This window comes from Nocardioides sp. GCM10028917, from assembly GCF_042666175.1.
Classification (GTDB): domain Bacteria; phylum Actinomycetota; class Actinomycetes; order Propionibacteriales; family Nocardioidaceae; genus Nocardioides.
In genome coordinates, this window is the sequence record NZ_JBHTFL010000008.1 from 268,383 (window position 1) to 282,282 (window position 13,900).

The following is a 13,900-nucleotide window of genomic DNA, read 5'->3' on the forward strand; positions in this document are numbered from 1 at the left end:
TCCCGGCGCCCGTCAGCCAGTCGTCAGCGCCGCGGAGCAGGGTTCCTCCATGCCTGACCCGACACTCGTCCTGCTGCACCGCCTCATCGGTGGTGACCCCTCCGCCGCCGCCCAGATCATCCGTGCCTCTGAGACGTCGAGCTCCCCTCCCCTCCTGGTGGCCGCCGCGCTGCTCGGTCGACACGGCGACATCCTCGACAGGGCCGAGGCGCTCTCGACCACCAGCCGCGACCGGCAGCTCGTCGTCCTCGCCCGCACCCACCTGGGCGGCGACACCGACCGCCTCGACGCGCTCGTGCGCGACCACCTCAGCGACTACCCCGACAACCTGCTGGCGTCCTGGATCGCTGGACGTCCGGCCCCATCAGAGGTCCTACCCACATCCATCACCAGCCCGGAGGACACGACATCATGACCACCACACCTGCCAAGCCGCGCGATGCGGCGAGCGGCCCCCGTCCAGCTGACCCCAGCAGCACGGCCCCATCCAGCCCCTGGCGCACGTTCGGCCGCTGGTTGGTGTCCTTCCTCGGCTTCCCCGTCGGTGGGTACGTCGCGTTCCTGACCATCGGGCCCTTGGAGTCGATCCCCACCGCTCTCGCGGGAGGAGCCCTCACTGGCGTCGTCCTCGGCCTGGCACAGGCCTGGGCCTTCGGTCCCACCCGCCCCCGTTCGATCATTTGGGTGCTGAGCACGGCAGCCGGGCTCGCGGCCGGGACGGCGCTCGGCGCGGCCCTCACCGACTACGCCACCGACACGACGTCGCTCGTCGTGCTGGGGGCGGTGACCGGTGCGTTCGTCGGGGCCGCTCAAGGCGTGCTGTTGATCCGCCACCTGAGGGCTGTCGCCCTTGCGTGGCCCCTCGTCCTCAGCGGAACATGGGCACTCGGCTGGCTGGTCTCTGAGGCCGTCATCGGCAGCTCCGTCGACCAACACTTCTACATCTTCGGATCCAGCGGCGCCATCGTGGTCGCCGTACTGACGGCGCCGCTCGCGCTGGTGCTGGCCGGTCCAGGGTCCACCGACAGGCCGTCCAGTGCAGCCCGGCCCATGGGGAGCGCGTCGTGAGCCGCCACGTCGTCTTCGGCACCGGCCAGGTGGGCCGTCTCGTCGTCGAGCACCTCGTCCGCGACGGGCACGACGTCATCGCCGTCAACCGCAACGGCGCAGCCGACCTCCCCGGCGCTCGTCTCATGGCCGGTGACGCCGGCGACACCCGGTTCACCGAACGAGTCTGCTCAAGCGCCGACGCGGTCTACTTCTGCCTCAACGCACCGAGCTACGACCGCTGGGAGGAGCAGTTCCCTCCCCTCCAGCGCGGTGTGCTGACTGGTGCGGCGAGCGCCGGGGCACGCCTAGTGGTCCTCGACAACCTCTACGCCTACGGCCCGCCTCGCGGGCGGGACCTGGTCGAGACCATGGCGCCGGCGCCCACGTCGGACAAGTCGGCCACCCGCGCCGCGATGACCGAGGAGCTGCTCCTCGCGCATGCCAAGGGTGACGTCGAGGTCGTGATCGGTCGCGCATCGGACTACTACGGACCCGGTACGACCCACTCCGCCTTCGGTGAGTCCGTCTTCGGCCCGGCCATCACCGGCCGCACGGCGCAGGTGATGGGCGATCCCCGGCAGCTGCACAGCTACTCCTACACCCCGGATGTCGCGGCCGCGCTCGTGAACCTGGCCGCGGCCGAGGGCGTCACCGGGCAGATCTGGCACCTGCCCGTCGCGTCGGCGCAGACCACCCAGGACCTCATCGGTCAGGTCTACACATTGACGGGGCACCGACCCCGCACGCTCGCCGCCGGCCGCCTCACCCTGGGCGCGTTCGGCCTGATCAAGCCCATGATGCGCGAGTACCAGCACACCCTCTACCAGTTCACCGACCGGTGGGTGGTGGACGACGCGAAGTACCGCGCCCGCTTCGGCGAGCACGCGACTGCCCTCCACGACGGCCTCGCCGCCACCGTCGCCTGGTACCGCGACGCCGCCCTCGCTCACGCCGGCTGACACACACCGTCCGTCCCCTCACCTCAGGAGTCCCTGATGTCCACCACGCTGACCCGCCCCACGACCCATGCCAGCTCCACGCACGCTCGTGTGGCCGCCGCTTCCCTCGCTTCGGCGTCCCTGCTGGCGATCGCCGGATTCACCGTCCTCGGAGTCGTCTTCGAGTACCCCCAGATCCTCGAAGAGCCCACCAGCGATGTCCTGTCGCTCTTCCGCGAGAACCAGACCTCCGTCACCACGTGGTTCCTCGTCCTCGCGGTCAGCGCGGCGCTGATGGCGCCCGCCGGCATCGCCCTCGGGCGTCTCGCCGGCGGCCGGCTCGGCCGATGGATCGCCATCGTCGGCATCGCAGCCGCCACGGTCCAGGTCATCGGCCTGCAGCGCTGGATCACGCTCGTGCCCGGCATTGCCAAGGACGCTCTGGACCCGGCCGCCAGCGAGGACGCAGAGGCCCGCTTCGAGCTGTTCCACCTGGTGCTGGGCAAGGTCGTCGGAGAGACGATCGGCTACGCGCTCACCGCCGTCTTCACCGTGCTCGTCGTGCGGGCGCTTCGCCGCACGGTCCTACCGCGGTGGGCCGCCGCCATCGGCTACACCGCCGCCGCGCTCATCGCGACCGGGATCGCCGTCCCCCTCGTGCCGGCAGCAAGCCTCACCAACTTCGCCGGCTACGTCGCCTGGTGCGCCTGGCTGCTCCTGGTCAGCTGGCTGCTGGTGAGGCCGTACGCCGCCGAGCAGGCGTCCGTCTTCCCCGACAGCCAGCGCACACCGGCATGACGAACCCATCGAGCCGGCCGATGACGGGCAAGGCGGTCCTCATCACTGGAGGCAGCGGCGGCATCGGCAAGGCGACCGCCCTCCGCCTCGCCCAGATGGGAGCCTCCGTGTCCATCATCGGTCGCGACGCCGGGCGCACCGCGACCGCGGCCCGCGAGATCGGAACCGCCGGCGGGACCCAGACCAACGCCTACACCGCGGACCTGTCTTCCCAAGCCGAGGTGCGGCGCGTCGCGGCCGAGGTGCTTCTCGCGCTTCCCCGGCTCGACGTGCTGGTCAACAACGTCGGCGGCTACTGGAACACCCGCCACACCACCGTCGACGGTCTCGAGCGCACCTTCGCCGTGAACCAGCTGGCCCCGTTCTTGTTGACGAGCCTGCTCCTCGAACGGCTCACCGCCTCCATGCCGGCACGGGTGGTGACCGTGGCGTCGAACGCCCAGGCCCTCGGACGCATCGACTTCGACGACCTGCAAGGCGAGCACCGGTACTCCGGAGCCCGCGCCTACAACCAGTCCAAGCTCGCCAACGTCCTCTTCACCTACGAGCTCGCGCGACGTATGTCGGGCAAAGGCGTCACGGCGAACGCCCTGCACCCGGGAGTCGTCAGCACCGGGTTCGGGGCCTCGGACCCGGGGCGGAGCCAACGCCTGATCGTCCCGTTCGCCCGCCCGTTCATGCGACGAGCCGACCAAGGTGCGGCCACCTCGGTCCTGCTCGCCGCCGACCCAGCTGTCGGAGCAACGACCGGGGCCTTCTTCGCCCGCGGCAAGCCGAGGAAGTCGTCACCCCGAAGCCACGACCAGGCCGTGGCCCGTCGTCTGTGGCAGGTGTGTGACGAACTGGTGAACTCCCCCACATCTCGCCACAACTAGGCGCTGCCAAGGCGACCAGTACCGAGCTGACTCGTTGAGAGCGCCGATTCATGGAGCCACTATCGACCGATCCGGCAACAACTTGATGACCCGTACAAGATGAACCCAGCTCTCGGGTTCCGCTGCTTGACGTCCACCAGGGACATCCCAGCGGAGGCCGATCCGCCGCCACTGCACCGCCCGGGTTCCTACTCGCCCGCGTACATCGATCCTGTCGAGCGGTCAGTCCTGGGTGAAGGTGATGGACTTGACCAGCTGGGTCACAAGCTTCGCGTCACGCTTGGTCGCTCCGAACGTGCGCGCCCGGAGGACGTGTCGGACGCCGTCGACGTCCAGGATCCAGATCCGGTCGACGGTTCCGGGTTCTTCGACGCCCTGGGGGTCCTGCATGATGACGTCAACCGACCCGTCCTGGCAGGCCGAGACGTTCGCGTCGTCGGGGACACTCGCTTTGACGAACAGTCCGTCCGCGCCGCCGACGGTGACCGCGACCGGCTTGGTGGTGGTGAGATAGGGCTGGCGGTGCAACGCTGACGCCAAGTCGCCGACGGTTGGCCCGACGACCTTGCGGTCGTGGTTTCGGCATGGGTGGACTGGCAGTGAGGTGCGCTTGTTCGCTTGGGTCAGCCAGACGATGGAGTCTCCGCCGGCCCGTCGGCCCGGGTTCAGGTACACCCCGCTGTGCACGTCGGAGTAGGCGGGGAGGTCGAACTGGTACAGCAGCGACTCCGAGACCCGCACCGCGTACCGCCCTGCATCCACCGGGGCGAAGCCCTCGACGTCCTGCGACAGCACCTTGACCCCACCGGGAAGTGTCGGTTCGTCGGGATCAAAGGGATTGAACAAGCCGTCCGACGGCTCGTCTGCCTCGGTGGGAGCGGTGGTCTTCGGGCTGCCGGTCGTCGCGGAGCCCGAGTCGGGTGACTCGGCACTGCACGCACCGAGCAGCACGGCCAGCGTCACGAGCAGCGCCGGTGCCCATCGAGCTGCGCGGAGGCGAGTCCTTCGGCCTTCTTCGCCGTGGGTCGAGAGTGTCCCGCTGCCCGCACGAAGCCTGGTCGGAAACATGGTGACCCTCCTCTGGGTCGACGACCGTGCACCTCTACTGTGCTAGATCACTGATACAGTTAGATTCACGACGGTAGGCCTCAGGAGGAACAGTTGTCAACCTTTCAGCTCTACCCTCGATCGGGCTTGGGCATCGCGGCGCAGATCCGTGCCCGCATCGCCCTGCAGATAGCCGATGCGGAGCTCGCTCCAGGTGACCGACTGCCTTCTGTCCGCTCCTTGGCAGGCGACCTCGGCGTCAACGTCAACACGGTCCGTGCCGCTTACGCCAAGCTGGAGGCGGACGGTCTGGTCGAGACCAGGCAAGGAATCGGCTCGGTGGTGCTGGCGACGCCGACCGCGGGTCCGCCGAGTGGCGCCGTCGGGTTCGGAGCCAACACGATCGCCGTGCTCATCGCGGGCCTGAACCCGTTCTACCTTCCCCTGCTGCGCGGAATCGAGGACGCCGCCGGCGAGCGGGGGTCACTCGTGCTGATCACCGACTCCCATGATTCACCCGCCCTCGCCGATGCCATGATGCGTCGCCTGATCGCGCGCGGGGTGGACGGCATCATCGCGGTCTCCGTCGGCTCCACGCCGGATCCTGTCCCCGAGGACGGCATCGCTCGGCTGCCACCGATCGTCTACGTCGACCAACCCGAGCGGCGCGGATACAGCCTGGTCTTCGACGGGTCCGGCGGCGGTTACGCCGCCACACGTCACCTCAACGACCACGGGCACGCCCGGATCGGACTCCTTACACCTCCCCTCACCTTGCCCAACGTCGCCGAGGTCCACCGTGGATACCTGAAGGCCCTCGAGGACGCCGGTCACGCACCCTCACCCGAGCTCGTGTCCGAGGTGCCAGAGTTCAGCGCCGAAGCCGGCCGCGCGGCCCTGTCCCGGTTGCTGGAGTCGCCCGATCCCCCCGCCGCTGTCTTCGCGGCCGATTCGAACCTGGCCCTGGGGGCGCTGTACGAGGCGAGGCTACGAGGGCTGCATGTCCCGCACGACCTGGCCATCGTCGGCTACACCGACTCGCCGTTGTCGACGCTTGTCGACCCCCCGTTGACCATGGTCGAGGTCCCCGCGCGCGAGATCGGCGTCAAGGCCATGCGAACGCTCTCCGACCTGATCGACGGCAAGAAGCCCCGCCCGCGGCGCACCGTGCTGCCCACCGAGCTCATTCTTCGCGACAGCTGCGGGTCACACTGACATACCACCGCCAGCACAGGTTCCTGTTGCCCAACCCTGACTATGCCTCTCCAGGCGACCCGGTCGACACGACAGCAATGGCGAGGCGGCGCCCAGCTGGCGCTGATCCGGCCAGCACTCACAAGCCTCCCTCCGCGCACCGTTGCGCTTGCGTCATGTCACCGCCTGCCGGACGAAAGGTCCGGCGGGGCGCATTCAGAGTTCGTACGAGTCTGTCGCGTGCGTAGTAACGGGAGCCGCTGCAGTCATACGCTGGGCGCATGGCCATCTTTGCCAGCATCGCGGCCAGTCTCGACGGCTTCATCCGGACGGAGAGCGGCGACATGGCGTGGCTCAACGGCGCGATGCGACGCGACGAGGACTACGGGATGGCGAACACGATGCAGCGCGCGGGGGCCTACGTGCTGGGTGCCCGGACGTACCGCGAGTCCGTGGCGACGTTCGGTGGCGGCATGACCACGTCGCCGACCTACGTGCTGACTCACGCAGCGCCCGATGAGGCGCCATCAGGCGTGACGTTCACGTCCGAGGACGTTCGCACGGTCGTGATGACCGCCCAGTCCGCCACTGACAAGGACGTGAACGTCTTCGGGGGAGGCGATGTGCTGACCCAGGCTCTTGCGGCTGACGCCCTCGACGAGTTGATGGTCGCCTTGATCCCCGTCCTGCTGGGCGGTGGCACCCGACTCTTTGGTGAGCTCCAAGAGTCCAAACGGCTCAGCCTGACGGATTGCACGTCATTCAAGAGCGGATCGTCCTGCTGCGCTACGCGAGCGCCTGAAGAAAGCTCAGCGCGCCGCGGGCAACCGACAGGACGACGCGGGTTCGTGCGTTCCAACGACCCTGGTTCAGGCAATCCCGGATTCGTGCGCTTTGAGCGCCGCCGCAGTGCGGTCGGGCACCTGCAGCTTGGTCAGGATCTGGGACACGTGGTTTCGCACCGTCTTCTCCGACATCGACAGCCGCCGCGAGATCTCGTGGTTGCGGCAGCCGTGTGCAAGCAGCTCGAGCACGTCTCGCTCTCGTGGAGTGAGGTCCGGGAAGGCCCGCGCCGTCGCTGTGGTGGTTGGCTCACCGGCATAGAACGCGACAATGCGGCGTGCGACGCTCCCGCCGTAGACCGCGCCGCCGCCAGCCACTGCGTGCACGGCGCGCACGATCTCCTCGCCGTCGGCTCCCTTGACGAGGTAGCCGCGGGCTCCGGCACGCAGGGCAGCGAAGACGTGTTCGTCGTCCTCGTGCATGGTCAGGGCGATGATCGGCAGCTCCGGCCATGCCTCCAACAGTTGCCGCGTGGCGGCGACCCCGTCGAGGTCCGGCATGGCCAGGTCGGTGAGGACCAGGTCGGGCGCGTGCTCGGCCACGGCCGCGATGAGTGCGGACCCGTCGCCAACCTCGGCCACCACCTCGATGCCTTCGGCCTGGCTGAGGACTGCGGTCAACCCGAAGCGGTACATGGGGTGGTCGTCAGCAACGACGATGCGTAGCGTCATGCGGGCGCCTCCAGCGGTAGGACGGCGGTGACGACAGTGCCGCTGGGGTCTACTGGGTCGATGGTGAGGCTCCCGCCGACGTCGGCTGCGCGGCGGCGCATCGAGTCCAGACCGTGTCCTTGACTCCGATGGACGTCGATGCCCCACCCGTCGTCACTGACTTGGACCCGCAGGTCGCCGTTGGCCTGCTCTAGGTGGACCGCGCAGTGGTCGGCATGGGAGTGGCGTACGACGTTGGTCAGCGACTCGGCAGCGATGCGGAAGGCCGCCTCCTCGATGCTCGGTGGGAGCAAGGGCGGCAGGTCGGCGCGGAGGTCGAAGTGCGGAGCTCCGGGGTGGCCCATTCCGAGCGACGACGCGGTGTCGCGGACCGCGCCGTCCAATGCGTGCATGTCCAGGGCACCCGGGCGGAGCCCGTCGAGGACCCGACGGATCTCGCGCACCGCCGCGTCCGCCTCGGTGCGGGTGCGTCGGAGGAGCTCGGGGATGGCGTCGGGGTCGACGTCGTACGCCGTCGAGGCCGCCTCGAGCCCGAGAGCGATGCCGGACAACGAAGGGCCGAGCCCGTCGTGCAGGTCCCGGCGGAGTCGGTCACGCTCGGCGAGGGTGGCCCTGGTGACACGGATCCGCGCGCTGGCGAGGTCCTGCGTGAGCCGGCTGGACCTGACGACCACCGCAAGCTGGGGTGCCAGGGCGGTGACCAACTTCAGGTCGCGACCGGACGGCGAGCGCTGGCCGGTCGCAGCCCCTACCTCGAGCACCCCCAGGTCCTCACCGCCGTGGAGCAGGGGCACCCGCATCACAAGCTCCCCGGTGCCGCCGACCTGGGCGAGGAGCTGCCCGTTCGGGTCGCGGACCACCGCGTACGACGCGTCGGCTGCGGACGCGACCGCCTCGAGCATGGAGGCCACCGGGTCGGCGTGCTCGACCTCGAGACCGGCTCCGACCCGATCCACGACGGCCAGCGGATCCGCGCGCTCGCCCAGCACCAGCCGATCGACCGCGCGGCGCAGCCAGGCCGCGACCGGGACCAGGACCACCGCCACCACGGCCGAGGCTGCGAGCAGGGGCAGTGGACCTTCGGGCGCCAGTCGTGCCAGCGCAGTGGTCAGCCCACCCACGACCAGGGCGACCATGACGGTGAGGGGCAGGTACAGGAGAGTGCGACGCAGGGCGAGCTCGATCCCGAGGAGGCCGTAGCGGAGCACACCGATCGCCACGGCGACGGGGATCAGGGTGTAGGACAACAAGAAGAGGATCTCCGGGGGGTTGAACGTCGTGGCGACCAGCACCGCGACCACGCTGATCAGCCAGAGCAGCTGCTGGCGTTCGGGTGCGCTGGCCCGCCAGGCCCGCACGAACGTGCCCACGATGCTGCTCGCCACGGCGACGACGAGCAGGACGGCTGCCGACAACCCGAGCACGTACGTCGTCCACACCGGCGCCGCCCACGGGAGCTGTGTTCCGGCCACGGTGTCGTCGAGTCCGCCGGAGGCTGAGGCCAGGGCCAGCGAGGCCAGCACGATCCCCATCAGCGAGACCCGGACGTGCCAGCGCCAGTAGCGCGATGGTGGCCGACCGGTCGGGTAGAGCGCGGGCAGGACGAGTATCGGCAGCAGGAGCGACGGTGGCCAGGTCCACGAGGCCAGCCACGCCATGGGCAGCCCCAGGGGAAGCGAGCCGTCGGGGTCGGTCAGCGCCCGGGTGGCGTAGGAGTCCGCCGCGAGGTTGGTGACCTGGAACAGCCCGGAGATGAGCAGGATCCAGCCGATCGGGTTCCGCGGCCGCAGGTGGACCAGGACTCCCCCGGACAGGATGAACGCCGGCACGAAGGCCGCGATCCAAGGGCCGGGACCGGCAGCCACCACCCCGGGCCGGGTCATGACTCCGTCGGACAGCGACAGCGGCACGCTCACGAGCAGCAGCAGACCGAGGAAGACCAGGCACCAGCCACCGAGTCGGCGCGCGCGGTCACCGGAGAGGGCTCCCATACGTGCAGTGTGCGCCCGTTCCGTGTGTTTGTCCCGGGACAGGAGTCCTGCCACGTGCAGGAAAGTCTCCCGGTCGGTTTGCGTCTCCTGACAGGTCCTGCCCGGCCACCACCGGTGGTGTGCTCGTCACCTCATCACCACACGGAAGGCACACCCCATGAGCACCATCGCCACCCGACCCGCCCAGCGGGTCGACGTCCTGCATCCACTCGTCGCCTCGACCGTCGGTGCGGTCACGTTCGCCTGCACGATGGTCGCGGGCGACGTGCTCGGCCTCAACTCCGACGGGGACGACGCGCCGGCCACGACCCTGCAGGACCTGGCCTGGTACGCCGGGCTCGTCCTCGTCGGGGTCACGCTCGCCATCTGGCTGGGCACACGTGCCCGCTCGGGCACGCCGGACAGGCTGGCCAAGGCGTCGCTCGCGTTCGCCCTGGCCTCAGCCGTGACCTTTATCGGCTTCTGGTCCGGCTGGCCGCACATCTTCGCCGCGGTGGGCGTCGCGCTCGCGCTCGAGCACCGCCGCCGCGTCGGAGCATTCTCGGCAATCACTGTGGCCGCCCTGGTGATCAGCGCCGTCTGCTTCATCGCCACGTCCTGGATCTGCCTGGTCGGCTGATCCCCCAACTCGAGGAGCACACCATGCGACACCGCCTCAGCACGCTGCTCGGCAGCGCTGCGTTGATCTACGCAGCAGTCACCGGCCCCGCCACGGCCGCCGAAGCCGACCGCGACTTCTACCCCGAGCACTACGACGCCTACGAGCACTTCGCAGCAGGTGAAGGATTCTGCGTCACCTGGGCCGGCACCTTCCACGAGGTGCGCAACGGCGGCTACCGCCTGGTCGCCGCACCCGGAGGCCAGCAGCCCGGCGAGCTGCACATCAACGGGGTCATCGACGGCACCGTCGAGCTGATCCCCGACGACAAGTCCTTGCCGACGTTTGCCGGCGACTACCGCGAGAAGGTGAACGGCGTCGTCACCGAGTTCACCGACGAGGGCGACATCGAGCGCATCGGCCAGTTCCGCCTGCGCACCACCCTGCACGGCACAGACGGATCGAGCCTCGAGCTGAGACTCTCGGGCAAAGTCACGTTCAACGCCAACGGGGTGGCCACCGTCGCAAGGGAAACCTTCACCTGCGCGTAGCCAGACGAAAGGCCCTGCACCTGCCACGCGCGGACAAGATGAGGTGCCTCCTGGCGCCGCGACCGCTCACGCGGGTCAGGCAGGGGCTCGCCACTTCGACGGCGATTGGGGCGGGGCCCAGCCCACTTCGCCGGCGTTGGTTCGACTGGTGCGAAACGCACGTCCTCGACCTTCGAGGCGGGAGTCCCGCTGCGCGACGCTCAGATCCTGGCCACGCACGCCGACCCCCGCGCCACCGAGCACTACGACCGCGCCCGCGGGAATCTCGACCGTCACGGCGTCCACTTCCTCACGGCTTGTGTTGCCGCCGTCTGGACGAGCTGGGCGTGTGCAGCCCCGTCGAGCAACTACGCTCACTATGACGGTGGTCGCCACGCGAGTCAGGTCAGATTGACAGTGCTGCGGTCAGCCGAGCAGTGCTTCCACATCGGGGAGCCCATCGAACCGGGAGAATGTCCCGGCTTCGGCGATCTCCTCGGCGGCCTTGAGGAACCCGTCCCAAGCGGTTCGGGCGAGTGTGCCGCCCACGCTGATCCGCCGCACCCCCAGCTGCGCCGCCTCCCCAACCGTCGTGAACGGAGCGTTGATCAGTAGGTTCACCGGCTTCGGCGACACCGCGGCCACGATCGCCGACACGTGATCAAGGTTGTCGATGCGGGGTGCGTAGAGGCAGTCCGCTCCGGCCTCGGCGTATGCCACGAGCCGACGGATCGTCTCGTCGATGTCGGGACGCCCGTAGACGAAGCCCTCTGAGCGTCCCGTCAGAAGGACGTTCGTGCCGCTCTGGTCGATGGCGCGGCGAGCGGCGACCAAGCGTCTCACCGACAGGTCGAACCCGAGGAGCGGGTCAACGTCATCACCAGAAGAGTCCTCGATGGAGAGCCCGGCGATCCCCGTGCCCACGGCCATCGTCACGTTGGCCGCGACCCCCTCCGGCTCGATCGCGTAACCGTCGCGGAAGTCCGCATTCACCGGCACAGCCACCGTGCCGGCCAGGAGACGAAGATGCTCCAGCGCCGCGTCCAGCGTGACCTGCGCGTCGCCGCGACCGAGCGACCAGGCCAGGCCGGCGCTCGTCGTGGCCAAGGCCTCGAACCCCAGCTGCTCAAGCACCCGCGCGCTGCCCACGTCCCACGGGTTCGGCATCACGAAGCACCCCGTGGCATGAAGCGAGTGAAACGTGTCGACCCGAGTCACCTGCGTGTCCATGCCACACCTCACCAACGGCCGGGATCAGCACGATACCCCTGCCCGCCCCGCGCCTGCGCTCGAGGCCTCCGGGCGGTCGACATCAGGTTGTCGGAGGGGGCGTCCATGTCCGACGGCACCCGGAACGGAGTCATTCCGCTGCCTCAGAGCGCTGCTCAGGCTTGGAGAAGGTGCCTCTGTGTGCACCGGACTGACGACCTGGCCGGGTTGCTCACTTGGGCGCGCTACGAAGGGTTGCGACTGCCTCGATCTCCAGGTCGAGGTGGCGGCCGACCAGTCCTCGTGATCCGGTGATGCCGAACGCGGTGCGATCCAAACCTCGAGCCCACCCATGCACGTGAAGCTCCGAGGCGTCGGTCGTGAGCCGGTCGACGCGTACGTCGATCCGTACCGCGTGTCCGTGCGCGGTGACGGTGCCGGGAACGAGCCAACCTTCAGGTGTTCTGCGAATGCTCTCCGACGCAAAGGTGATGTCGGGGTACTGCTCGACGTCGAGCAGGCCACGGGATCGGACGTCCCGGTCCCGCTTGCTGCTGCCGGAGAGAAAGCTGGCGGCGTCCACAGTCACCTTGGTGCTCAGCGTTTGTCCGTCGTCGCCTATGCGCAGTTCTCCTTCCCGGACCGAGAACGTGGCGTGGACCGTTCCGAGGCCCAGCATGTGCTTGCCGGTGTAACGCACCCGCGACTTCTGTGGGTCCACGCGGTAGATGCCGGATGCCGGCGCTGACAACGGCTGCGAGTGCTGGTCGAGCATGGCTCCTACTTCCCCGGACGACACCTGCCCTAGTGGCGTAGCACCGCCCTAATCATTAGAGTGTTACTCTGTCCAATGTGTCTGTCAAGAGGTCCTACTCCTCCGCACGTCGCGACGCCCAGGCCCGCGAGACCCGCCGGTCGATTCTCGACGCGGCAGGTCTCTTGTTCATCGCGCACGGGTATGCCGCCACCACCCTTCAGGCAATCGCCGATCAAGCGGGGGTGGCGGTGCAAACCGTCTACGCCGCCTTCGGGAGCAAGCGTGAGCTCATGCGGCAGCTGATAGAGGCCACGATCGCCGGCGACGACAACCCCGGGCCCGTCACCGAGCAGGCCGAGGCGAAGGGCGTCGCCGCCGAACCGGACGTGCGCCGGCGCGCGGAGCTCGACGCCGCTCTTGCACGCGCCATCGTTCAACGTGTCGGCCCGATCGTGCGAGTTGCGGAGGAGGCGGCGGCGTCCGATCCCGAGCTCGCCACCATGATGGAGAAGATCAAAGCGGCTCGACGAGACGAGATGCTCGTGTCGGCCCGCCAGCTGGCCGGCCCCGAAGGGCTACGCCTGGACCCGGACGAGGCCGCCGCGACCCTGTACGTGCTCTACAGCCCACACGTGGCAGACATGCTGATGAGAGACCATGGCTGGTCACCTCAGCGTTACCAGGCCTGGTTGGCCAGGATGCTGCTGGAGACCGTCCTCGGGACAGCGCCGCACGATCGAGCGTAGAAGCCCTTAGCGCGTTGCAGGTGCACGCCCGCGTCGATGCAGGCAACTCCGAGGCGTCCAACCGGCGCTTGCTCTTGAGCGAGGGACACGCTTGCACCGGTCGACAGCCCTGACGCTGGGTGCCGCGCGCGAGAGGCGCCAATTTGCTGACTTCAAAGGTCTAGCCGCAGCTGTTGGCGTACCGAAAACGAGAATCACCGTCGCGTCGGACTGACCCCCTCACTGTTCAAACCGAGGACAAGGAAAGAGACCGGGCCGCCGGTCCCGACGGCGGCTGTTACGACCGCTGCGCGTCTGGGCGGACCAAAGAGCCATCCAGCAGTACCGCGATTGGAAAGATCGGAATCGCCATGTCCTCTCCGGCGGACGCTGCTCTCCCCTTGAACCCATACCGGGCCGGGCGAACAGGTCAAAACGACGCGCCGATCATGCAACCTCGCCGGGGTGGCCTGTCTTCTCGACGTGATCGGACGCCTTCCGATCCCCCCTCCGACGCAGAACAGCGACGCCGATGCCGACCATGAAGACGAAGAAGCCGAGAAAGCCAATCGTGGAAATTCCCTCGAAGACCGGTCACCGACCACAAGTGTGCGTATCAACTGGCTCGCAGAGCCGACAGTCCTGGGGGCGAGGTGGACGCGGTCTGCGCCGTC

14 protein-coding genes and 1 pseudogene are annotated in these 13,900 nt (G+C 68.8%); 10 read left to right on the plus strand and 5 right to left on the minus strand.

Annotated elements, in window-relative coordinates:
* The first annotated feature begins 49 nt into the window (after positions 1-49).
* From ACFQW6_RS17770 to ACFQW6_RS17790, 5 genes are read left to right on the plus strand one after another with little or no spacing between them, the layout of a single operon-like run.
* Positions 50-415, plus strand: a complete 366-nt coding sequence (locus ACFQW6_RS17770) for a hypothetical protein (RefSeq protein ID WP_378548403.1) — start codon at positions 50-52, stop codon at positions 413-415.
* Positions 412-1,068 (plus strand): hypothetical protein, encoded by a 657-nt coding sequence (locus tag ACFQW6_RS17775; RefSeq protein WP_378548406.1) that lies wholly within the window; start codon positions 412-414, stop codon positions 1,066-1,068. The genes ACFQW6_RS17770 and ACFQW6_RS17775 overlap by 4 nt, the downstream gene beginning before the upstream one ends.
* A complete protein-coding gene (locus ACFQW6_RS17780; protein ID WP_378548409.1) occupies positions 1,065-2,009 on the plus strand; it encodes an NAD-dependent epimerase/dehydratase family protein in 945 nt (314 codons plus the stop codon). Before ACFQW6_RS17775 ends, ACFQW6_RS17780 begins: the two co-directional genes overlap by 4 nt.
* Positions 2,010-2,045: 36 nt before the next feature.
* Positions 2,046-2,786 (plus strand): hypothetical protein, encoded by a 741-nt coding sequence (locus ACFQW6_RS17785; RefSeq protein WP_378548411.1) that lies wholly within the window; start codon positions 2,046-2,048, stop codon positions 2,784-2,786.
* Positions 2,783-3,661 carry an SDR family oxidoreductase gene (locus ACFQW6_RS17790; protein WP_378548414.1) on the plus strand — a complete coding sequence of 293 codons (879 nt, stop codon included), beginning with the start codon at positions 2,783-2,785 and terminating at the stop codon, positions 3,659-3,661. Before ACFQW6_RS17785 ends, ACFQW6_RS17790 begins: the two co-directional genes overlap by 4 nt.
* A gap of 222 nt (positions 3,662-3,883) precedes the next feature.
* Here ACFQW6_RS17790 and ACFQW6_RS17795 read toward each other — a convergent pair whose 3' ends face one another.
* Complete coding sequence (locus tag ACFQW6_RS17795) at positions 3,884-4,624, minus strand: hypothetical protein (RefSeq protein WP_378548417.1); 741 nt, start codon at positions 4,622-4,624, stop codon at positions 3,884-3,886.
* Between the two features lie 231 nt (positions 4,625-4,855).
* On the opposite strand from ACFQW6_RS17795, the gene ACFQW6_RS17800 reads away from it, so the two are divergent.
* A complete protein-coding gene (locus ACFQW6_RS17800) occupies positions 4,856-5,923 on the plus strand; it encodes a substrate-binding domain-containing protein (protein ID WP_378548420.1) in 1,068 nt (355 codons plus the stop codon).
* Between the two features lie 260 nt (positions 5,924-6,183).
* Positions 6,184-6,663, plus strand: a pseudogene (locus ACFQW6_RS17805) (dihydrofolate reductase family protein); the annotation flags it as partial.
* 108 nt (positions 6,664-6,771) lie between these two features.
* On the opposite strand, the gene ACFQW6_RS17810 reads toward ACFQW6_RS17805, so the two are convergent.
* The gene (locus ACFQW6_RS17810) at positions 6,772-7,416 is read right to left on the minus strand and encodes a response regulator (RefSeq protein WP_378548423.1); all 645 of its coding nucleotides are present in this window, start codon (positions 7,414-7,416) and stop codon (positions 6,772-6,774) included.
* Positions 7,413-9,407: a GAF domain-containing sensor histidine kinase gene (locus ACFQW6_RS17815; protein WP_378548426.1), complete on the minus strand. Its 1,995-nt coding sequence runs from the start codon at positions 9,405-9,407 to the stop codon at positions 7,413-7,415. The genes ACFQW6_RS17810 and ACFQW6_RS17815 overlap by 4 nt, the downstream gene beginning before the upstream one ends.
* 157 nt (positions 9,408-9,564) lie before the next feature.
* Between ACFQW6_RS17815 and ACFQW6_RS17820 the strand changes: the two genes are divergently transcribed.
* Together ACFQW6_RS17820 and ACFQW6_RS17825 are read left to right on the plus strand one after the other, a co-directional pair.
* A complete protein-coding gene (locus tag ACFQW6_RS17820) occupies positions 9,565-10,026 on the plus strand; it encodes a hypothetical protein (protein WP_378548429.1) in 462 nt (153 codons plus the stop codon).
* Positions 10,027-10,049: 23 nt separating this feature from the next.
* Complete coding sequence (locus ACFQW6_RS17825) at positions 10,050-10,556, plus strand: hypothetical protein (RefSeq protein ID WP_378548432.1); 507 nt, start codon at positions 10,050-10,052, stop codon at positions 10,554-10,556.
* Between the two features lie 405 nt (positions 10,557-10,961).
* On the opposite strand, the gene ACFQW6_RS17830 is transcribed toward ACFQW6_RS17825, so the two are convergent.
* Positions 10,962-11,765, minus strand: a complete 804-nt coding sequence (locus tag ACFQW6_RS17830) for an oxaloacetate decarboxylase (RefSeq protein ID WP_378548435.1) — start codon at positions 11,763-11,765, stop codon at positions 10,962-10,964.
* A 211-nt stretch (positions 11,766-11,976) separates the two neighbouring features.
* Positions 11,977-12,519 carry a YceI family protein gene (locus tag ACFQW6_RS17835; RefSeq protein WP_378548438.1) on the minus strand — a complete coding sequence of 181 codons (543 nt, stop codon included), beginning with the start codon at positions 12,517-12,519 and terminating at the stop codon, positions 11,977-11,979.
* A gap of 77 nt (positions 12,520-12,596) precedes the next feature.
* Here ACFQW6_RS17835 and ACFQW6_RS17840 point away from each other — a divergent pair, with 77 nt between their 5' ends.
* On the plus strand, positions 12,597-13,247 hold the full coding sequence (locus ACFQW6_RS17840; RefSeq protein ID WP_378548441.1) for a TetR/AcrR family transcriptional regulator: 651 nt from the start codon (positions 12,597-12,599) through the stop codon (positions 13,245-13,247).
* The last annotated feature ends 653 nt before the right edge of the window (positions 13,248-13,900 follow it).

Bases quoted from the DNA above. Each gene is read 5' to 3' on its own strand.
- ACFQW6_RS17825 (WP_378548432.1), top strand. From the start codon at position 10,050: ATGCGACACCGCCTCAGCACGCTGCTCGGCAGCGCTGCGTTGATCTAC.
- ACFQW6_RS17770 (WP_378548403.1), top strand. From the start codon at position 50: ATGCCTGACCCGACACTCGTCCTGCTGCACCGCCTCATCGGTGGTGAC.
- ACFQW6_RS17830 (WP_378548435.1), bottom strand. From the start codon at position 11,765: ATGGACACGCAGGTGACTCGGGTCGACACGTTTCACTCGCTTCATGCC.
- ACFQW6_RS17835 (WP_378548438.1), bottom strand. From the start codon at position 12,519: ATGCTCGACCAGCACTCGCAGCCGTTGTCAGCGCCGGCATCCGGCATC.
- ACFQW6_RS17785 (WP_378548411.1), top strand. From the start codon at position 2,046: ATGTCCACCACGCTGACCCGCCCCACGACCCATGCCAGCTCCACGCAC.
- ACFQW6_RS17790 (WP_378548414.1), top strand. From the start codon at position 2,783: ATGACGAACCCATCGAGCCGGCCGATGACGGGCAAGGCGGTCCTCATC.
- ACFQW6_RS17815 (WP_378548426.1), bottom strand. From the start codon at position 9,407: ATGGGAGCCCTCTCCGGTGACCGCGCGCGCCGACTCGGTGGCTGGTGC.
- ACFQW6_RS17810 (WP_378548423.1), bottom strand. From the start codon at position 7,416: ATGACGCTACGCATCGTCGTTGCTGACGACCACCCCATGTACCGCTTC.
- ACFQW6_RS17820 (WP_378548429.1), top strand. From the start codon at position 9,565: ATGAGCACCATCGCCACCCGACCCGCCCAGCGGGTCGACGTCCTGCAT.
- ACFQW6_RS17775 (WP_378548406.1), top strand. From the start codon at position 412: ATGACCACCACACCTGCCAAGCCGCGCGATGCGGCGAGCGGCCCCCGT.